The sequence below is a fragment of the Kribbella monticola genome, from assembly GCF_003261635.1.
Lineage (GTDB): Bacteria > Actinomycetota > Actinomycetes > Propionibacteriales > Kribbellaceae > Kribbella > Kribbella monticola.
Map to the genome: position 1 here is coordinate 221,713 of NZ_QFXK01000035.1, position 18,502 is coordinate 240,214.

Below are 18,502 nucleotides of genomic sequence, written 5' to 3' on the forward strand. Positions count from 1 at the left end.
GAGGGGCGTCAGTGCCCCGAGGATTGGCAAGGCCGCGCGCGGAGGTCGGCCACGTAGTCGTCAGGGGCGCCGGCGGCTTCGGCGGCCTCGGCGAGGATGCCGAGGTAGCGGGCCGACGGCAGGCCGCCCTCGTAGGCGTTCAGGACGTACATCCAGGCCAGTTGCTCGCCGTCCAGGGTCTGCACCCGGACCTGGATCTTGCGGTAGACGCCCTGGTCGATCCATTCCCACTCGTCCAGCCGCTCGACGTCCTTGGGGTGGATGTCGTAGAGCGCGACGAACACCTGGTTCGTCGGATCGGCCGGGTCCTCGACGACGGTCGCCATCGAGCCCTCCCAGCCGAGCTCCTCGCCACCGAAGGTGAGGCGCCAGCCGACGATCCACCCGGTCCCGCGCAAGGGCGAGAACGGGCACCGCTCGGCCATCAGATTCGGGTCCAGATTCGACGCAAACGCGGCGTACAGGGTCACGAGATCACAGGATACGGAACAATGGCCTCTCGTGGCGCGAGTTGTGATCATCGGTGGCGGTCCTGGCGGGTACGAAGCGGCGAGTGCGGCCGCCCAATTGGGGGCGGAGGTGACAGTCGTCGACTCCGACGGGATCGGCGGGTCGTGCGTGCTCACGGACTGCGTCCCGAGCAAGACCCTGATCGCCACCGCGGAGGTGATGACCGAGGTCGAGGAGGCCGGCCAGCTCGGCGTACGGCTCGAGGACGGGGACGACGATCCCGCCAACTCTGTGCGTGTCGATCTCTCCGTCGTCAACAAGCGGGTCAAGGCGCTGGCGACGGCTCAGTCGGAGGGGATCAGCCGCCGGCTGGCCGACGACAAGGTCCGGGTGATCCACGGCCGCGGCCGGCTGGACGGTCCCGAGACGGTCGTGGTCGGCGACGAGCGGCTGGACGCCGACGTCGTACTGATCGCCACCGGCGCGCGGCCGCGCATCCTCAAGGGCTCCGAGCCCGACGGCGAGCGGATCCTGACCTGGGAGCAGGTCTACGAACTCGAGGAACTGCCCGAGCGGCTGATCGTTGTCGGGTCAGGTGTCACGGGCGCGGAGTTCGCCAGCGCGTACGACGCGCTCGGCAGCGACGTCGTACTGGTCTCCTCGCGGGACCGGGTCCTGCCCGGTGAGGACCAGGACGCGGCCGCCGTGCTCGAGGACGTCTTCAAGCGGCGCGGGATGACCGTGCTCGGCAAGTCCCGGGCCGAGTCGGTACGCCGGCAGGGTGACGGCGTCGTCGTCACGCTCACCGACGGCCGGACGGTCGAGGGCTCGCACGCGCTGCTCGCGGTCGGCTCGCTGCCGAACACCGAGGACATGGGCCTGGTCGAGTCGGGCGTGTCGCTCGGCGACGGCGGCTTCATCACGGTCGACCGAGTCTCCCGAACGTCGGCCCGCGGGGTGTATGCGGCCGGCGACTGCACCGGGGTACTGATGCTCGCCTCGGTCGCCGCGATGCAGGGCCGGATCGCCATGTCGCACGCGCTCGGCGACGCGGTGGCCCCGCTGAACCAGTCGACCGTCTCCTCCAACGTCTTCACCGCGCCCGAGATCGCCACCGTCGGCCTGACCCAGGCCGCCCTGGACGCCGGCGGCAGTACGGCGATGGTCGTCAAGGTGCCGCTCGCGGACAACGCCCGGGCCAAGATGCAGGGCGTCCGGGACGGTTTCATCAAGCTCTTCTGCCTGCCGAACACCGGCATCGTCGTCGGCGGCGTGGTGGTCGCGCCCCGCGCCAGCGAGCTCATCCACCCGATCTCGCTGGCCGTCGGCGCCCGCCTCACCGTCGACCAGATGGCCCAGTCCTTCACCGTCTACCCGTCGGTCTCCGGCTCCATCGCCGAAGCCGCCCGCCGCCTCCACCTCCGCTCCTGAGGCGGGCGTGGCCTGGTCGGCGTGCCAGGATTCCGGGTGTGCGGACGCGGGTGATGTGGGCGGTGGCGCTCGGGGTTTGTGTTGCCGTGGGCATCGTTCTGCCGATGTTGTGGCAGCACTCGCTGGTTGATCTGAAGGTGTACCGGCTCGGCGGCCGGGCTCTCTTGGACGACGCGGCGAGTTTGTACGACGTACGGCTGGCCGGCCTGCCGTTCACGTATCCGCCGTTCGCCGCGGTCGTGATGGTCCCGTTCGCCTTATTGCCCTGGCCGGTCGCGACCACTGTGTGGACGGCAGGAACGGTGGTCAGCCTCGTCTTCGTCTGGCGACTGTCGCTCGGCCGCAGCATTCCCTCGGCGCTCCTGGTGGCTGTTGTCGCTGGGTCGCTGCTGCTCGAGCCGGTCCGCGAGACGCTCGGCTTCGGTCAGGTCAACCTGATGCTCTGCGCGCTGATCCTGTACGACGTACTCGACCTCAGGCACTCCCGTCGCGGGATCTGGATCGGCATCGCGGCCGGGATCAAGCTGACGCCACTGGTATTCCTCGGCCTGCTGGTCTTCACCCGGCAGTGGAAGGCGTTGCTGTACTCCGCCGGGTCGTTCGCGGCCACGGTTGTCGTCGGCTTCCTGATCTCGCCGCATTCGGCCACGGAGTACTGGACTTCGCTCGTCTCCGACACCACCCGGATCGGCGGCCTCGCGTTCGCCGGCAACCAGTCGTGGAATGCCTTCCTGGTCAGGTTGACGGGCGATCTCGACGGTGGCGGCCTGGTCTGGCTGGCGCTGGTCGGACTGACCGTGCTCAGCGGGCTCTGGTTCTGCCGGCTGCTGTGGTTGCGCGGCGACCGACTGGCCGCGGTGTCGATCTGCGCGCTGGTCGGACTGCTCTGCTCACCCGTCTCCTGGAGCCATCACTGGGTCTGGGCTCTACCGCTCGGCGTGTCGCTCGTGCGAGTCGTGCACGGCCGCTGGCGAGTCGTGGTCGGCGTCCTGTGGTTCGGGCTGTTCACCGTGGCGCCGATCTGGTGGCCGCCGAATCATGACAACCGCGAGCTGACCTGGAGTGTTGGTCAGCAGCTCCTCGGCAACGCCTACCTCATCGGGGCGGTGGCGGACGTAGTACTGCTGGTTGTTGCTCACCGTGAGGCGCCGTCACCGACGGTACTTGCGGCCAATGGCCGGAAGCTGCCAGCGGCATAGACCGGTTGTGCCCCCTTCGGCTGCCAGGCTTGGCCGGTGACAATGGGGTTCTTGGGGGCTCCGGCAAAGCGTCCTTGGTGGTTCGCGGCCGGTGTCTGTGTGCTGGTCGCCCTGCTGCTGCCGTTCGTGTGGAGACACACCGGCGCCGACCTGAAGGTCTACCGGCTCGGCGGCTCGGCGATCCTGGCCGACCCGTCCACCTTGTACGAGGCGCGGCTGCGCTACATCTCGATGCCCTTCACGTACCCGCTGTTCGGCGGCCTCGTGATGGTGCCCGTGTCGCTGCTGCCCTGGCCGGTGGCGTACGGCGCATCGATCGCGGTCTCCCTGATCGCCCTGTTCGCCATCTGGCGACTGAGCCTGCGAGACCACCTCGTTGCCCTCCACAAGTATTTCGGCCGTCTCCACCCGGCCGTGCTGGTAGCCCTGGTGGCCGCCTCCATGCTGCTCGAGCCGGTGCGCGAGACCCTCTCGTACGGCCAGATCAACCTCATCCTCTGCGCGGTCATCCTGTACGACGTCCTCGCCGCGAAGCGCTCGAGTCGCGGGATCTGGATCGGGCTGGCCGCCGGGATCAAGCTGACGCCGTTGGTGTTCTTCGGACTGCTTCTCGTCACGAAGCAGTGGCGAGCCCTCGCGCACGCGTCGGCCGCGTTCCTCGTGACCGTGCTGATCGGGTTCCTGCTCGCGCCGCGGACCGCCCTGGACTACTGGACGCACATGGTGTCGGACACCGGGCGGATCGGCGGTCTGGCGTACGCCGGGAACCAGTCGTGGAACGGCTTTCTGATTCGCGTCACCGGTGACCTGGCGGGTGGCGGCCGGCTCTGGCAGGTCGTCGTACTGCTGACCGTCGTCGGCGGACTCTGGCTGACCCGCGTGCTGTGGTTGCGCGGCGAACAGCTCGCCTCGGTGTCGGTCTGCGCGTTGATCGGCCTGCTGTGCTCGCCGGTGTCCTGGAGCCACCACTGGGTCTGGTGCCTGCCGCTCGGCATCTCCTTGCTGACGGCAACACAACTCGGCCGCCGCCACCCGATCCCGCTGGCGGCCACCTGGTTCGGCCTCTTCGCCCTGGCACCCATCTGGTGGCCGGCCCGCGGCGACAACCAGGAACTCAGCTGGAACCTCCTCGAACACCTCGCCGGCAATGCCTACCTCTGGCTTTCCCTGACAGCCTCAGTCCTACTGGCCATCGGCACCCGCACCAAGGCCGCGGCGGAAGCCGGGAACCAGGCGCTCACCAGGTAGCCGCTACTGCGGCCGGAGTCCGTCGAGGATCAGCGCCAGCATCCGGGGGGATCGCTCGGGCGTGGCGCGCCACAGCGCACTGGTCAACTGGAGGAAGTCACCGGCGTCCGCGTCCGCGCGGATGCTCCCGTCCTTCTTGCCGGCCTCGATGAGTTCCTCGATCGCCGCCACCACCGGCTCGTACGTCTGCTCGGCCATGGCCTGCTGGGCGGCCGGGCTGAGGGCGTTGCCGAGCCCGTGCTTCCTGCGCATGGCTTCGACCAGGCCGGTGGTCCACCGGCGTAGTGCTTCCAGCGGCGGATGGCCGGCGAGCAGACCCGGGACGCTGCCGGTGATCTGCTCGACCTCGTCCTGATAGACGGCCAGCAGCAGGGCCTCTCGGGTCGGGAAGTTGCGGTACAGCGTGCCGGCACCGACTCCGGCCCGCTGGGCGAGCTGGTTCATCGAGGTGGAGCCGTCCTCGGCGAAGGCCTCGCGGGCAGCCGCGAGGATGCGTTCCCGGTTCTCCCGGGCGTCTGAACGAACCACAGAAACCTCGTCCTTGCTAAGTGGAGAGTTCTCCACTACGTTAAATGGAGAACTCTCCACATACTACTCGCAAGGGGCACCCATGCACTACATCAAGCTCGGCAGCACCGGTCTGGACGTGTCGCCGATCGCGATCGGCGCGATGACGTACGGCGAACCCGACCGCGGGCATCCGGTCTGGTCGAAGGGTGAGGCCGAGGCGCGACCGCTGATCCAGCACGCGCTCGAGGCCGGCATCAACTTCTTCGACACCGCGAACATGTACTCCAACGGCTCCAGTGAGGAGATCCTCGGCCGCGCCCTCGAGGACTACGCCGACCGTGACAGCGTGGTGATCGCGACCAAGCTCCGGCATCCGATGCGCACCGGCCCGAACGGCAGGGGACTGTCCCGGAAGGCGATCATGACCGAGGTCGAGCACTCCCTGCGCCGGCTGGGGACGGACTACATCGACCTCTACCAGATCCACCGCAACGATCACGCGACCCGGTGGGAGGAGACCCTCGAGGCGCTCAGCGATCTGGTCAAGCAGGGCAAGGTGCGTTACCTCGGTGCCTCGTCCATGCACGCCTGGGAGTTCGCGAAGGCGCTGCACCTGCAGCGGCAGAACGGCTGGGCGCGGTTCGTCTCGATGCAGAACCACTACAACCTGCTCGCCCGGGAAGAAGAGCGGGAGATGATCCCGCTGTGCCTGGACGAAGGTGTCGGCACGATCATCTGGTCGCCGCTGGCGCGCGGACGGCTCGCCCGCGGTTGGGACGACGCCCGCTCGACAGCCCGCTCCGAGACCGATGGTGCCTACGCCGACCTGCTCTACTCGCCCGCGCAGGAGGCGTCCAACCGGGACATCATCGAGGCGGTCGGAAAGGTTGCCGAAGGCCATGGTGTTACCCGGGCGCAGATCGCGCTAGCCTGGCTGCGGCACCAGCCCGTCGTCACCGCCCCGCTGGTCGGAGCCGGCTCGATCGAGCAGATCGACGAGGCGGTCGCGTCCCTGGACGTCGAGCTGACCGAGGACGAGGTGCGAGCGCTGGAAGGTCCCTACACGCCGCGGTACGACTGGCAGGGCATCTCCGACGAGGCCGAACTCGAGGCCATCCGCAACCGCATCCCTGGAATGGCGCTGTCCTGACGAGTGACCTGGCGACCGGAGGGTCCGGTTTCGACGCCATCACCTGGCCGTGGACAAGAAACCCCGGGCACAGAGACTGTGCCCGGGGTCGATGATGAGGTCAGAAGTCGAAGCCGCCGCCGTCGAAACCGCCGCCGTCGCCGCCACCGAAGTCCCAGCCGCCGGAGTCGCCGCCGCCGAAGTCACCGCCGGGGTCCTGGCTGAAGTCGAAGTCCCCGCCGTCACCGCCACCGCCGTCGCCACCGTCGTACCCGCCGCCGTCACCACCACCGTCGTAGCCGCCACCGTCGAACCCGCCGCCGGCGTAGTCGCCGTAGCCGCCGCCGGCGAACATCCCGCCGAGCATGGTGCCGATGAACATGCCGGTCATCACGCCACCCAGACCGCCGAACATGCCTTGGGCGTACGGCGAGTAGGCCGGTCCGGCCTCCCAGTACGGCACCCGCTGCGGGCCGACCATGACCTTGCGGACGTCCGGCTCGGCGCCCGCGCGGACCCGCTCGACGTCGGCCGCGCAGGCCGGGACCTCACGCGGTGCGCCGCCGGGCGGGGCCCAGGTCACGTCCGCGACGGACGGACCGTGCTGCGGGTTGAAGAAGCAGGAGGGACGCCGCTGCGGCAGCGGTTCGCCGTTCACCCGGGCGCGGACGCAGGCCATCGCGTACCGGCCGTCCTCGAGGATCTCGATCACGTGCTTGATCTGCTCGGCCTGGGTGACCTGACCGACCGCTTGCTTGGCCGACTCGTAGGAGTCCAGCGCGCGCTGGTAGTCCTGCCGGGCGCCGTCGCCGAGATCCTTGCCGACCATGTCCAGGTCGAGGTCCTGCAACTCCTCGCCGAACTTGGTGATGTCCTCGTCCGCGGTGCGCTTGACCGACTCGAGCTCGGCCGACGAGATCTCGTCGCGCTTCTTCGTCTCCAGTTGCGTGCGGCGGTAGGAGCGATAGGCCAGCGCGGCGATCACGATCACCGCGATCAGCAGGATGAATTCCATGACAGCCTTCCTCGACGGGTAGTGCGTCGAGCCTACCGGGGCAGCCCAATCGGGCCGGAAGTGCCGCCACGCAGAGTGATCACAATGCCAGGGATTCCCGTCACCGTGTGCACATAATCGATCACGCTGCCCGAGCACAGGGGTGAAAGATGAGAACAACCCGACTCGCGGTGACCGTGCTGACCGGCCTGGCGCTGTTCGTGCCCAACCATTCGCAGGCCTTACCCAGAACCGGCCCGGCACCCGAAGCCACCGACCCGTCGTACCAGGAACTGCCACTGCGGCCGGGCTTCGGTACGACGTCCGCCGGCGCGACGAAGCCCTTCGGCATGGTCGGGATCACCTGGCCGAGCCGCCCGGATTCGAGTGAGGTCGTGGTGAAGATCCGGGTCCAGCGAGGCGGCGTGTGGTCGGACTGGGAACAGCTCCCGGTCGAGGACGAGCACGGTCCCGACCCCGCCGGCGGCGAAGGGCAGCAACGCTCGGGCACCGATCCGATCTGGGTCGGCGACGCGAACGGCATCGACGCGTCCCTGACCACCAAGGACGGTACGACGGTCAGCGACGCCAAGGTCGTCCTGGTCGAGCCCGGCACCCTCGCCACCGACGCCAACCCGCCGAGCAGCCTCGCGGCCACCCGGACCGACGCCACAGCGCCGTACCCGGCACCCGCGGTCATCGGCCGGCGTGGCTGGGGAGCCGACGAACGCTTGCGCAGCCATAACGGAGCGGCCTGCGTGCGACCGAAGTACACCAGCACAGTGCAGGCGGCGTTCGTCCACCACACGGCCGATCGCAACAACTACACCCGTGCACAGGTCCCCGCGATGATCCGCGCCATGTACGCGTACCACGTGCGCAGCCGCGGCTGGTGCGACCTCGGCTACAACTTCCTCGTCGACCGCTTCGGCCGCATCTTCGAGGGCCGGTACGGCGGTACGCAGCTGCCCGTCCTCGGTGCGCACACCGGCGCGTTCAACGCCAACTCCTTCGGCGTCTCCCTGATCGGCAACTTCGAGAACGCCAAGCCGACCGGATCGATGCTGGAGGCAACGGCCCGGGTCATCGCCTGGAAGCTCGACGCGAACTACCGCTCGCCCCAGGCCACGGTCGTGCTGGACGGCAGCAGGCTGCATACGGTCTCCGGTCACCGCGACACCAAGGCCACGGCGTGCCCGGGCAACAACCTCTACTCACAACTCGGTTGGCTGAAGCAACGAGCCGACGTGTTGATGGGGCGCAGTGTGTCGACCGAGATCTACCGGTTCGCCCAGCAACTGGGCGGTTATCGCCGGATCGGCCAGCCGTTCTGGGGTGAACACCCGACCCGTACCGGCCGCGCCACGTACTTTGGCGCACGGGACCTCTACTGGTCGCCCGCCACCGGCGCGCACAGCGTTCAGGGCGGATTCCGCGGCCGCTTCCGCACCTACGGACCGGACGGCCTGCTCGGCATGCCGACCGCCGAACAGCGCAACGGAAAGCCCGCCGGCAGCCGGGCACAGAACTTTCACTACGGCGCGATCTACTGGTCGCCGCGTACCGGCATGCACGCCGTGAACGGCCTGATCTCCCGCAAGTACGGGGCTCTCGGCGCCGACCGCTCGCGCCTGGGCCTGCCGATCTCCGAACCGTTCCGGGTCGCCGGCGGCGTGCAGCAGAAGTTCCAGCACGGCCGGCTCACCCTCAGCTTTCGCACCCAGAAGGTCTACGTCACATGAAGCGCGCTGTTCTGATCGTCCTCGTCGCCGCGACTCTGCCCACCGGCCTTGCCGTCGCCCGCGAAGCGGATCCACCCCAGGCCCAGGCGACCACGACGATCAGTGGCCGCGGCTTCGGGCACGGCCGCGGCATGTCGCAGTACGGCGCTCAGGGCGCTGCCATCGCCGGCAAGTCCGTCAAGCAGATCCTGGACTTCTACTACCCCGGTACGGCGGTCGGCAAGGCCACCGGGAACGTCCGGATCCGGCTGACGGCCGACACCACCGACGGCGTCCGGGTACTTGCCACCAACAACCTCAAGGTGCGCGATCTGAAGGCTGGCAAGGTCTATACGTTGCCCAAGGCATCGACCAGGAACCAGTGGTCGATCGATCCGTCCGGTGACAGCGGCACCAAGGTCAGCTCGTTCGACTCGAAGAAGCGGACCTGGACGCTCTGGCGGACCATGAAGGGGATGGCGCAGTTCGAAGGTCCGGCTGTCACCGCGCTGATCCTGCCGAGCGGCAACCAGGCCCGGTACCGCGGCATCCTGCGTGCGATCGACACCAGCGGGCCCCATCTCGACACGGTCAACGTGCTGTCCTTGGAGACCTACCTGCGAGGCGTAGTGCCCCGGGAAGCCTTGTACACCTGGCGTCCGGCGGCTCTGCAAGCACAAGCGGTTGCCGCGCGCACCTATGCGGCGTACCACCGGAGGCGGTCGACGGAGCGGGCCTACGACCTGTGCGACACGATCCTCTGCCAGGTCTACGGCGGCTACAGCTCGGAAGAGTCCTCCACCAACGCCGCGATCGCGGCGACCGCCGGTCAGATCCGGCTCTACAAGAGCGCGCCGATCATCGCGGAGTTCTCGTCGTCGAACGGCGGCGCGACCACGTCCGGCGACCTGCCGTACCAGGTGCAGAAGGTCGACACCTGGGATGCCTACCCGGGCAACCGGAACCCGAATGCGAGCTGGACGGTCACCAGGCCGACCTCGCAGGTCCAGGCGGCCTTCGGCGTCGGCGTCCTGCGCAGCCTCAAGGTGACAGCGCGAACCGGCGTCGGTCCCGGCGGCGGCCGGGTATTGCGGGTCGAGGCGGTCGGCGTCAACGGCCAGAAGAAGGCGATGACCGGCGATCAGCTCCGGTCGCGGCTCAGTCTCCGATCGGCCTGGTTCAGCTTCGTGCCGGCAGCTGCCCGCACCCTTGATATATCAAGTGATCAGGAAACCCGCTGACGCTGAAGCATTGACGCCGAAACCCTGCGCCGGTTAGAACGTGACATCGATGTCAACCGCAGCCGCCCAGGAGGAGCAAGTCGATGCGCAGGAAATTTGGTATATCAACCATGAGGATCGCCGGTGGGGTGCTGGCGGTCTCGATGCTCGCTGCGCTGCACGCCCCTGCAGCCGGTGCGGCCGTCACCAACGGCACCAACGGGACCGCCGCCACCGAGACGGCCGGTCACTTGCCTAACCCGGCCGCCCGGGCCGCGGCGTCGTACCAGGCCCTGACCAAGTACTTCGAGACCGGCCAGTCGGAGTTGCTGCTGGAGGAGTACCCGAACACCCAGCAGAACGCCTACTCCTACGTCTGGCCGTACTCGCAGGCCGCGGTCGCCGCCGAGGACTTGGCCGGCATCCCGGGCGCGGGCCGCAAGGCGTCGGCGGAGGCCGAACGCAGGCTGGCCGGCTACCAGCCGTACTGGAACGACACGACCACGCCCAAGGGCTACGACTCCTACGTCCGCCCGCCGCTCGGTGGTGGCGGCGACAAGTTCTACGACGACAACGAGTGGATCGGCCTGAACCTGATCCAGCACTACCAGCGGACTGGTGACCGCTCGTCGCTGGCCCGGGCGAAAGAGATCTTCGCCCTCGTTGTGCACGGCTGGGACACCGACCCGACGCACCCGTGCGCGGGCGGCGTCTACTGGACCCAGGCGCCCTGGAGCCAGGACCGCAACACCATCTCCAACGGCCCCGGCGCCGAGCTCGGCGCTCACCTCTACCTGCTCACCAGGGACAAGTCGTACCTGACCGAGGCGAAGCGGATGTACGCGTGGGCCCAGCAGTGCATGCTCGCGCCGAACGGCCTGTACTACGACCACATCGACCTCGCCGGTAACGTCGAGAAGACCCAGTGGAGCTACAACCAGGGCGTCATGCTGGGCGCCGGAGCCCTGCTCTACAAGGCGACCCACGACCGCAAGTACCTCGACGACGCCAAGGCACTGGCGAAGGCGTCGCTGGCGTTCTACGGCGCGGAGGACCGGCTGTGGAAGCAGCCGACGAGGTTCAACTCGATCTACTTCAAGAATCTGCTGATCCTCGACTCGATCTCGCACGACCCGAGCTACAAGGCCACCATGCAGGCGTACAGCGTGCGCGCCTGGAAGGAGGTCCGTGACCCGGCCACCGGGCTGTTCCACTTCGCCGACGGACCGGTCCTGCTCCTCGAGCAGTCGGCCATGGTCCAGATCGACGCACTGCTGGCCTGGCCCCGTTCGCGGTACGACGAACTCGCCTGACCCGCAACGCACAAGCGGCCCGCTCCCAGAAGGGGGCGGGCCGCTTTGCTGTCAGGCAGCTCAGGCTGCGGCGGTCGCGCTCTTGATCTCCACCGGGATGTACGGCGCGCCGTCGGTCGGGCCGCCCTGCGGAGAAGGAACGACACCGGCGTTGGCGACCTTGTCGATCGCCTTGAGCCCGGCCTCGTCGACCGTGCCGAACGCCGTGTACGCCGGGGTGAGCGCCGAAGCATCGCCGTACACGATGAAGAACTGGCTGCCGTTCGTGTTCGGGCCGGCGTTCGCCATCGCGAGGATGCCGCGGCCGTACTTCAGCTGCGGGTAGACCTCGTCGGCGAAGCTGTAGCCCGGACCGCCGGAGCCGCTGCCGGACGGGTCGCCGCACTGCAGCACCTGGAGTCCGGCGCCGACGGTGAGCCGGTGGCACTTGGTGTTGTCGAAGTACTTCTGGCCGACCAGGTTGAGGAAGCTCTTGACCGTGCAGGGAGCCAGCGCGCTGTCCAGGTTGAGGTGCAGGTCGCCGATCGAGGTGCCGAGGGTGACCTTCGACGTGCCGCTGGCCTTCACCTTGCCGTTGGCCGGCGCGTTCACCGGCTTGCTGGCCGGCTCGGCCGACTTCTTGTAACTGCAGTCGACCTCGGAGGCGAGCGGCGTCGTCCGCTTGGGGGCGGCGGCCAGTGCGGTCGGGATCGACTTCGGCTTGTTCTCCGGCCCCGGTGCCGAGGGGGCGGTCGACGACGGTGACGGCGTGTTGCCGGCGGCCGGGGTGTCCTTGCCGTTGTTGCCCAGCACGACGAAGAGACCGACGATCACGACGACCACCGCGACGATGGCCGTGATGGTCGCAGTCAGCATCCGTCGCTGGCGACGGCGTTCGGCATCACGCTCGGCCTGACGCTGGGCCTTGCGCTGTGCGAGCTGCTGCTGATGGGTCTTCTTGGACATGCAGAGTTCTCCTCATCGAGCCTGGCGATCAGAGCCGTCCGACGCGGACCGCTGGAGGGAACTTACAGCGTTTCCCTGAGAACACGCTGTGGATGCCGGCCGAAGTTGTCAGTCCTTGATCTCGCAGATCGCGGCCCCGGCGGCCACCGTGGCGCCCACCTCGGCGGACAGGCCCGTCACGGTGCCTGCCTTGTGCGCGTTCAGCGGCTGCTCCATCTTCATCGCCTCCAGGACGACGATCAGGTCGCCGGCGGCGACGGTCGCGCCCTCCTCGACGGCGATCTTGACGATGGTGCCCTGCATCGGCGAGGTCAGCGAGTCGCCCGAGGTGGCCGCGCCCTTGCCGCTGCCACCGGAGCGCTTGGCCGGCTTCTTCTTCGCCGTACCGGAGGCCGCGGCCGACGCACCGAGGCCGGCCGGGAGAACGACCTCGAGCCGCTTGCCGCCGACCTCGACGGTGACCTTCTCCCGCTCGTCCGGCTCGGCGTCCTCGGCGACCCCGTCGTACGGCGGGATCTGGTTGTCGAACTCGGTCTCGATCCAGCGGGTGTGCACCTTGAAGCCGTCGACGCCGGTGAACGCAGGATCGCTGACCACGGCGGCGTGGAACGGGATCGCGCTCGGCATCCCGCCGACGACGAACTCCTTCAGCGCACGGCGGGACCGCTCCAGCGCCTGCGTCCGGTCGCGCCCGGACACGATCAGCTTCGCCACCAGTGAGTCGAAGGCGCCGGGCACGGTCTCGCCCTGGTCGTAACCGCCGTCGAGCCGGATGCCCGGACCCGACGGCGCGTGCCACCTGGTCAGGGTGCCCGGCGCGGGCAGGAAACCGCGGCCAGGGTCCTCGGCGTTGATCCGGAACTCGATCGAGTGCCCGGAGATCTCCGGGTCGTCGTAGCCGAGTTCCTCGCCGTCGGCGATCCGGAACATCTCCCGGACCAGGTCGATCCCGGTCACCTCTTCGCTGACCGGGTGCTCGACCTGCAGCCGGGTGTTCACCTCGAGGAACGAGATCAGGCCGTCCTGGCCGATCAGGAACTCACACGTCCCGGCGCCGACGTAGCCGGCCTCGCGCAGGATCGCCTTGGACGACGTGTAGAGGATCTCGCGCTGCTCCGGCGTGATGAACGGCGCGGGCGCTTCCTCGACGAGCTTCTGGTACCGGCGCTGCAGCGAGCAGTCGCGGGTGGAGATCACCACGACGTTGCCATGGGCATCGGCCAGGCACTGGGTCTCGACGTGCCGCGGCTTGTCCAGGTACCGCTCGACGAAGCACTCACCGCGACCGAAGGCACTGATCGCCTCGCGGGTCGCGGACTCGAACAGCTCGGGGACCTCTTCCATGGTGCGCGCGACCTTCATCCCGCGCCCACCACCGCCGTACGCCGCCTTGATCGCGATCGGCAGCCCGTACTCCGTGGCGAAGGCGACCACCTCGTCCGCGCCGGCCACCGGGTTCGGCGTACCGGGGACCTGCGGGGCGCCGACCTTCTCGGCGATGTGCCGGGCCTTCACCTTGTCGCCGAGCGAGTCGATCGCGGCCGGCGGTGGGCCGATCCAGATCAGCCCGGCGTCGATGACGGCCTGGGCGAACTCGGCGTTCTCGGCCAGGAAGCCGTAGCCGGGGTGCACCGCGTCCGCGCCGGAGCGGGCCGCGACGTCGAGGATCTTGGCGATGTTCAGGTAGGAGTCCGCCGGGGTCGCACCGTCCAGCGAGTAGGCCTCGTCGGCGAGCCGCACGAACAGTGCGTCCCGGTCGGGGTCGGCGTACACGGCGACACTGCCCAGGCCGGCGTCGGCGGCGGCACGGACCACCCGGACGGCGATCTCGCCCCGGTTCGCGACCAGTACCTTGGTGATGCGCTTGCTGTCAGACACAGCTGAACTCCCTTCGGCGAGCCCGAGTCTAGGGTCAACTGTGCTTCACCGGTGACAGGTTGTTGATCACATCACCGTCGGCGGCCGCTCGAAGAACGACTCCAGCACGACGACTGTCTGAGTGCTGGTCACACCGTCCACCTGGTGGAGCGCGCGCAGGGTGCCCTGCAGTGCCTCCGTGCTGGTGGTTCGCACCTTGACGAGCACCGAGGCAGGCCCGGCGACGATGTGCGCCTCCTCGACGGCGGCGATGTCGCGAAGCGCCCGCCGGGTCGACTCCTCTCCCATCCAGGCGTCGGTGTCGAGCAACACATAGGCCAGTACGCCGACGCCGACCGCGGCGGGATCCACCTCGACCGTGGTCCGGCGGATCACTCCGGCCGCCTTGAGCTTGCGAACCCGCTCGTGCGCGGCGCCCGCGGACAATCCGACCGCCTGACCGAGGACGGCGTAGGACTGTGTCGCGTCCTTCTGCAATTCGGTGAGAAGTCGGCGATCTATCTCATCTATGGTCATCTTAGCCTTTGACTGAATACCATCTTGTGAATGACGACTCTAGCAGAACGAATGAAGGTTCAGTTCGAACAACTCGACGAGCGGTTCGGCGAGGTGGCCCGCGGCGACGAGTACCTGGAACGCCTGTACGGCGGCGGCCGCTGGCTCGAAGGGCCCGTCTACTCGCCGGCCTGGCGCTGTTTGTTGTTCAGCGACATCCCGAACGACCGGGTGCTGCGCTGGGACGAGGTGTCCGGCAATGTGACCGTCTTCCGTCAGCCGGCCGGCTACAGCAACGGCCACACGCTGGACAGACAGGGCCGGCTGATCAGTTGTGAGCAAGGTAATCGCCGGGTCACCAGGACCGAGTTCGACGGGTCGATCACCGTGCTCGCCTCGCATTTGGACGGCCGGCGGTTGAACAGCCCGAACGACGTGGTGGTGAAGCGGGACGGCTCGATCTGGTTCACCGACCCGCCGTACGGGATCACCTCCAACTACGAGGGTCACGCGGCGGAGCAGGAGATCGATGGTTGCCACGTCTACCGGATCTCGCCGGACGGCCAGTTGAGCGTGGTCGCCGACGACTTCGTCCGGCCGAACGGGCTGGCCTTCTCGCTGGACGAGTCCCGGTTGTACGTCGTCGATACACCCGAGCGGCACATCCGGACGTTCGACGTAAAGGACGAGCAGTTGACCGGCGGCGAGGTGTTCGCGCCGTGCGAGGCCGGGATGTTCGACGGGATCCGGCTGGACGCGAAGGGCCGGATCTGGGCGGCGGCCCACGACGGCGTGCACTGCTTCGATCCAGACGGGACGCTGCTCGGCAAGGTGCTGTTTCCGGACGTGGTGTCGAACCTGTGCTTCGGCGGACCGAAGCGGAATCGGCTGTTCGTCACCGCGACGACGTCGGTGTACTCGTGGCTGCTCGCGACGGACGGGGCCCCACCGCCGTACGATCACCGGTGACAACGTCGGTCCTTGGGAGTAGCGGATGACCTTGCTCGAGCCGTTGGCCGGAAGTGTTCCCGCGGTCTGGGAGAAGCTGGACGACCGGTTCGCCGGGATCCGGGGTGACAGCCGGCTCGAGCGGCTGTGGACCGGCGGGCGCTGGCTCGAAGGGCCTGTGTACTCACCGGCGGGGCGCTACGTGCTGTTCAGCGACATCCCGAGCGACCGGATCTTGCGCTGGGACGAGACGTCGTACCAGGTCTCGGAGTACCGGCACCCGGCCGGCAACACCAACGGGCACACGCTCGATGCCGAAGGCCGGCTGGTCAGCTGTGAGCACGGCGGCCGCCGGGTGACCCGGACCGAGCACGACGGTTCGATCCGGGTGCTGGCCGACAGTCACGACGGTCACCGGCTGAACAGCCCGAACGACGTGGTCGCCCGGGCGGACGGATCGATCTGGTTCACCGACCCGGCGTACGGGATCGACAGCGACTACGAGGGATTCGCCGGTGAGATCGAGACAGATGGTTGCCATGTCTACCGAATCTCACCGGACGGCGTGCTGACGGTCGTCGCCGACGACTTCAACCGGCCGAACGGGCTGGCCTTCTCCAACGACGGCAGCCTGCTCTACGTCACCGACACCGAGGAGGCGACGATCCGCGTCTTCACCGTGAACGGCGACACCCTGTCCGGCGGTGAGCTGTTCGCCGAGTGCGGGAACGGCGCTTTCGACGGCATCCGGCTCGACAACCAGGGCCGGATCTGGGGAGCGGCGGCGGACGGGGTGCACGTCTATCACCCCGACGGCAGCCTGCTCGGCAAACTCCTGGTCCCCGAGACCGTCGCCAACCTGTGCTTCGGCGGCGCCAAGCGCAACCGTCTCTTCCTCACCGCCACCACCTCCCTGTACTCCCTCTTCACCACGGTCAACGGCGGACCCGAGCCGTACGACGCCACCGCTACGTGACGTAGTCGGTCACTGTGTGTGTCCGCACGGTCGCTGGTTCGATCTCTTCGATCATGCGCTGGGATCCCTTGTGGACAAGGGATGGCAACGGCTCTTGACAGGGGCGGTTACGCAGCGCACAGTCGAACTGACCGTCGACTGAGTTACGCACAGTGGTCAGCGACGGAGTTAGCCATTTCCACGGGGGAAATTCCGTCATGCCTCATCCAGTTCTGCCTGCGTTCCTGCGGGCCATCAGCCGGGTCGCCGTGATCGGCGCCTTGGTGGCGGTGCCGTTCCTGGCCGGCGCCAACGCGTCGACCGCCGCTCCGGCCTCGGTCACGCACGCGATCTCCAGCACGACCAACGTGACCGCGCCTTCGGGCAACGGCGCCTGTCTCAACGGACCGCCCGACGCCGTCAACTGCAATCTCTACAGCAGCAAGGAAGACGTCTGGCTGAGCGGCCTGCCGAACGCGGCCGCCCTCGGCGACGGAACCTACTTCTTCGCGGTCCTGGTACCGGGTGGACAACTCGATCCCAACGACGGCGGTACGGCGAATCTCTCCGACGAGCCCGGTGGTGACACCGCCACCAACCGGACCTTCAGCATCACCAACGGCATCATCTCGTACGCCGGAAGCCACGGCTTCTTCGACAACAAGGTCCAGCTGTTCCCGTACGACGACACCTCGAACCCCGGTGGCGTCTACATCCTTGCCGTCTGCAAGGGCTCTGGCCCAGTGTTGCCGAGCGACTGCAAGTACGACGCGTTCAAGGTGCAGGCGGGTGCGACCACCGCCAGCGACCTCATCGTCACCAAGGACGCCGCCGGTTCCTACGACACGACGTACGGCTGGACGATCGGCAAGAACGTCGACAACACCAGGGTCGAGCAGATCGGTGGGTCCGCGACCTTCAACTACACGGTCACTGTCGGCCATGGCGCCGGAGTCAACAGCAACGTGCACGTGACCGGCACGATCGATGTCTTCAACCCCAACGCCGGATCAGTCAGCGGGGTCGGAGTGACCGACGTCCTGTCCGACGGGACAGTCTGCACTGTCAACGCAGGCGCGGCCGCGAACCTGACCGTTGCCTCAGGCGACAACTACTACGCCTACAGCTGCGACCTTTCCGCGACTCCGCAAGGCCAGCTCGACAACACCGCGACGGCCACCTGGCCGGAGCAGGCGGTGAGTCCCGACGGCGCGCTGGCGGCCGGCAACGCCGACTTCGTCTTCAGTGACATCGGCTTCACGCAGACCCTGATCGACAACTGCGTGAATGTCACCGACACCTACGCCGGCGCGCTCGGTACGGTGTGTGTCGGTGCCGCGAACCCGACGACCTTCAACTACAGCAGGGTCATCGCCGTACCGGCGTACGACTGCGTTGCCTACGACAACACCGCGACCTTCACCACCAACACGACCGGGACGACGGGGTCGGCCAGTGCTCAGGTCACGGTCTGCGGGCCGGCCAAGACTGGTGCGCTGACGATCGGCTTCTGGCAGAACAAGAACGGCCAGGGCATCATCACCGGCGGGGCGAAGACGGGGACGGTCTGCAACTCCGGCACCTGGTTGCGCCAGTACGCGCCGTTCCAGGATCTCAGCTCGACGGCCACCTGCGCCGCAGTCGGCACCTACGTCACCAACGTGATCAAGGCCGCCAACTGCTCGGGTAGCACCTGCAACGCGATGCTGAAGCCGCAGATGCTGGCGACAGCGCTCGACGTCTACTTCAGCAACCCGGCGCTGGGTGGCAACCAGATCAAGGCACCCGCTCCGATCGGTGCGGTCAAGATCGACCTGACGAAGATCTGCAGGATGATCGACGGATCGGGCGGGGCGGCCAGTTGCGCGGGCAGCTACGAGAACACGAGTGCCGCATTCGGCGGATCGGCTGCCCTGACGGTGCAGCAGATGCTGACGTTCGCCGCGAGTCAGTCGAACGTCGGCGGCACGGTTTGGTACGGACAGGTCAAGGCGACCCAGGTACTGGCCAAGGACGCCTTCGACGCGGTCAACAACCAGGTGGCGTTCAGAGCACCGTGACCTGGT

16 protein-coding genes are annotated in these 18,502 nt (G+C 68.0%); 10 read left to right on the forward strand and 6 right to left on the reverse strand.

Annotation, left to right across the window (positions count from 1 at the left end; all coding sequences use genetic code 11):
• Positions 1 to 8: 8 nt before the first annotated feature.
• Complete coding sequence (locus tag DIZ26_RS27080; RefSeq protein WP_112246482.1) at positions 9 to 470, reverse strand: gamma-glutamylcyclotransferase; 462 nt, start codon at positions 468 to 470, stop codon at positions 9 to 11.
• Between the two features lie 31 nt (positions 471 to 501).
• Between DIZ26_RS27080 and DIZ26_RS27085 the strand changes: the two genes are divergently transcribed.
• From DIZ26_RS27085 to DIZ26_RS27095, 3 genes are read left to right on the forward strand one after another with little or no spacing between them, the layout of a single operon-like run.
• The gene (locus DIZ26_RS27085) at positions 502 to 1,881 is read left to right on the forward strand and encodes an NAD(P)H-quinone dehydrogenase (RefSeq protein ID WP_112246484.1); all 1,380 of its coding nucleotides are present in this window, start codon (positions 502 to 504) and stop codon (positions 1,879 to 1,881) included.
• A 38-nt stretch (positions 1,882 to 1,919) separates the two neighbouring features.
• The gene (locus tag DIZ26_RS27090; RefSeq protein ID WP_232828622.1) at positions 1,920 to 3,080 is read left to right on the forward strand and encodes a glycosyltransferase 87 family protein; all 1,161 of its coding nucleotides are present in this window, start codon (positions 1,920 to 1,922) and stop codon (positions 3,078 to 3,080) included.
• A gap of 42 nt (positions 3,081 to 3,122) precedes the next feature.
• Complete coding sequence (locus tag DIZ26_RS27095; RefSeq protein WP_232828665.1) at positions 3,123 to 4,328, forward strand: glycosyltransferase 87 family protein; 1,206 nt, start codon at positions 3,123 to 3,125, stop codon at positions 4,326 to 4,328.
• A gap of 3 nt (positions 4,329 to 4,331) precedes the next feature.
• Here DIZ26_RS27095 and DIZ26_RS27100 read toward each other — a convergent pair whose 3' ends face one another.
• Complete coding sequence (locus tag DIZ26_RS27100) at positions 4,332 to 4,856, reverse strand: TetR/AcrR family transcriptional regulator (protein ID WP_112246490.1); 525 nt, start codon at positions 4,854 to 4,856, stop codon at positions 4,332 to 4,334.
• Positions 4,857 to 4,938: 82 nt separating this feature from the next.
• Here DIZ26_RS27100 and DIZ26_RS27105 point away from each other — a divergent pair, with 82 nt between their 5' ends.
• A complete protein-coding gene (locus DIZ26_RS27105) occupies positions 4,939 to 5,988 on the forward strand; it encodes an aldo/keto reductase (RefSeq protein ID WP_112246492.1) in 1,050 nt (349 codons plus the stop codon).
• A gap of 100 nt (positions 5,989 to 6,088) precedes the next feature.
• Here DIZ26_RS27105 and DIZ26_RS27110 read toward each other — a convergent pair whose 3' ends face one another.
• Positions 6,089 to 6,982, reverse strand: a complete 894-nt coding sequence (locus tag DIZ26_RS27110) for a cell wall metabolism sensor histidine kinase WalK (protein WP_112246494.1) — start codon at positions 6,980 to 6,982, stop codon at positions 6,089 to 6,091.
• A 149-nt stretch (positions 6,983 to 7,131) separates the two neighbouring features.
• On the opposite strand from DIZ26_RS27110, the gene DIZ26_RS27115 reads away from it, so the two are divergent.
• The 3 genes from DIZ26_RS27115 (at position 7,132) to DIZ26_RS27125 (ending at position 11,215) form a co-directional block, all read left to right on the forward strand.
• Entirely contained in the window at positions 7,132 to 8,703 is a 1,572-nt protein-coding gene (locus DIZ26_RS27115; protein WP_112246496.1) for an N-acetylmuramoyl-L-alanine amidase, read from the forward strand.
• The gene (locus tag DIZ26_RS27120) at positions 8,700 to 9,923 is read left to right on the forward strand and encodes a SpoIID/LytB domain-containing protein (RefSeq protein WP_112246498.1); all 1,224 of its coding nucleotides are present in this window, start codon (positions 8,700 to 8,702) and stop codon (positions 9,921 to 9,923) included. The genes DIZ26_RS27115 and DIZ26_RS27120 overlap by 4 nt, the downstream gene beginning before the upstream one ends.
• Before the next feature lie 110 nt (positions 9,924 to 10,033).
• On the forward strand, positions 10,034 to 11,215 hold the full coding sequence (locus tag DIZ26_RS27125; RefSeq protein ID WP_232828623.1) for a glycoside hydrolase family 76 protein: 1,182 nt from the start codon (positions 10,034 to 10,036) through the stop codon (positions 11,213 to 11,215).
• 60 nt (positions 11,216 to 11,275) lie between these two features.
• Here DIZ26_RS27125 and DIZ26_RS27130 read toward each other — a convergent pair whose 3' ends face one another.
• The 3 genes from DIZ26_RS27130 to DIZ26_RS27140 all read right to left on the reverse strand — a co-directional run bounded on the left by DIZ26_RS27130 (position 11,276) and on the right by DIZ26_RS27140 (position 14,554).
• A complete protein-coding gene (locus tag DIZ26_RS27130; protein ID WP_112246502.1) occupies positions 11,276 to 12,160 on the reverse strand; it encodes a peptidylprolyl isomerase in 885 nt (294 codons plus the stop codon).
• A 108-nt stretch (positions 12,161 to 12,268) separates the two neighbouring features.
• A complete protein-coding gene (locus DIZ26_RS27135; protein WP_112246504.1) occupies positions 12,269 to 14,038 on the reverse strand; it encodes an acetyl/propionyl/methylcrotonyl-CoA carboxylase subunit alpha in 1,770 nt (589 codons plus the stop codon).
• Between the two features lie 66 nt (positions 14,039 to 14,104).
• A complete protein-coding gene (locus DIZ26_RS27140) occupies positions 14,105 to 14,554 on the reverse strand; it encodes an Lrp/AsnC family transcriptional regulator (protein WP_112246506.1) in 450 nt (149 codons plus the stop codon).
• Between the two features lie 30 nt (positions 14,555 to 14,584).
• Between DIZ26_RS27140 and DIZ26_RS27145 the strand changes: the two genes are divergently transcribed.
• The 3 genes from DIZ26_RS27145 to DIZ26_RS27155 all read left to right on the forward strand — a co-directional run bounded on the left by DIZ26_RS27145 (position 14,585) and on the right by DIZ26_RS27155 (position 18,496).
• Positions 14,585 to 15,502 carry an SMP-30/gluconolactonase/LRE family protein gene (locus tag DIZ26_RS27145; protein WP_112246508.1) on the forward strand — a complete coding sequence of 306 codons (918 nt, stop codon included), beginning with the start codon at positions 14,585 to 14,587 and terminating at the stop codon, positions 15,500 to 15,502.
• 25 nt (positions 15,503 to 15,527) lie between these two features.
• Positions 15,528 to 16,457 (forward strand): SMP-30/gluconolactonase/LRE family protein, encoded by a 930-nt coding sequence (locus DIZ26_RS27150; RefSeq protein ID WP_112246510.1) that lies wholly within the window; start codon positions 15,528 to 15,530, stop codon positions 16,455 to 16,457.
• Positions 16,458 to 16,654: 197 nt separating this feature from the next.
• Positions 16,655 to 18,496 carry a hypothetical protein gene (locus DIZ26_RS27155; RefSeq protein ID WP_112246512.1) on the forward strand — a complete coding sequence of 614 codons (1,842 nt, stop codon included), beginning with the start codon at positions 16,655 to 16,657 and terminating at the stop codon, positions 18,494 to 18,496.
• Positions 18,497 to 18,502: the final 6 nt, after the last annotated feature.

Bases quoted from the DNA above. Each gene is read 5' to 3' on its own strand.
- DIZ26_RS27115 (WP_112246496.1), top strand. From the start codon at position 7,132: ATGAGAACAACCCGACTCGCGGTGACCGTGCTGACCGGCCTGGCGCTG.
- DIZ26_RS27140 (WP_112246506.1), bottom strand. From the start codon at position 14,554: ATGACCATAGATGAGATAGATCGCCGACTTCTCACCGAATTGCAGAAG.
- DIZ26_RS27150 (WP_112246510.1), top strand. From the start codon at position 15,528: ATGACCTTGCTCGAGCCGTTGGCCGGAAGTGTTCCCGCGGTCTGGGAG.
- DIZ26_RS27130 (WP_112246502.1), bottom strand. From the start codon at position 12,160: ATGTCCAAGAAGACCCATCAGCAGCAGCTCGCACAGCGCAAGGCCCAG.
- DIZ26_RS27105 (WP_112246492.1), top strand. From the start codon at position 4,939: ATGCACTACATCAAGCTCGGCAGCACCGGTCTGGACGTGTCGCCGATC.
- DIZ26_RS27095 (WP_232828665.1), top strand. From the start codon at position 3,123: ATGGGGTTCTTGGGGGCTCCGGCAAAGCGTCCTTGGTGGTTCGCGGCC.
- DIZ26_RS27145 (WP_112246508.1), top strand. From the start codon at position 14,585: ATGACGACTCTAGCAGAACGAATGAAGGTTCAGTTCGAACAACTCGAC.
- DIZ26_RS27155 (WP_112246512.1), top strand. From the start codon at position 16,655: ATGCCTCATCCAGTTCTGCCTGCGTTCCTGCGGGCCATCAGCCGGGTC.
- DIZ26_RS27120 (WP_112246498.1), top strand. From the start codon at position 8,700: ATGAAGCGCGCTGTTCTGATCGTCCTCGTCGCCGCGACTCTGCCCACC.
- DIZ26_RS27110 (WP_112246494.1), bottom strand. From the start codon at position 6,982: ATGGAATTCATCCTGCTGATCGCGGTGATCGTGATCGCCGCGCTGGCC.
- DIZ26_RS27125 (WP_232828623.1), top strand. From the start codon at position 10,034: ATGAGGATCGCCGGTGGGGTGCTGGCGGTCTCGATGCTCGCTGCGCTG.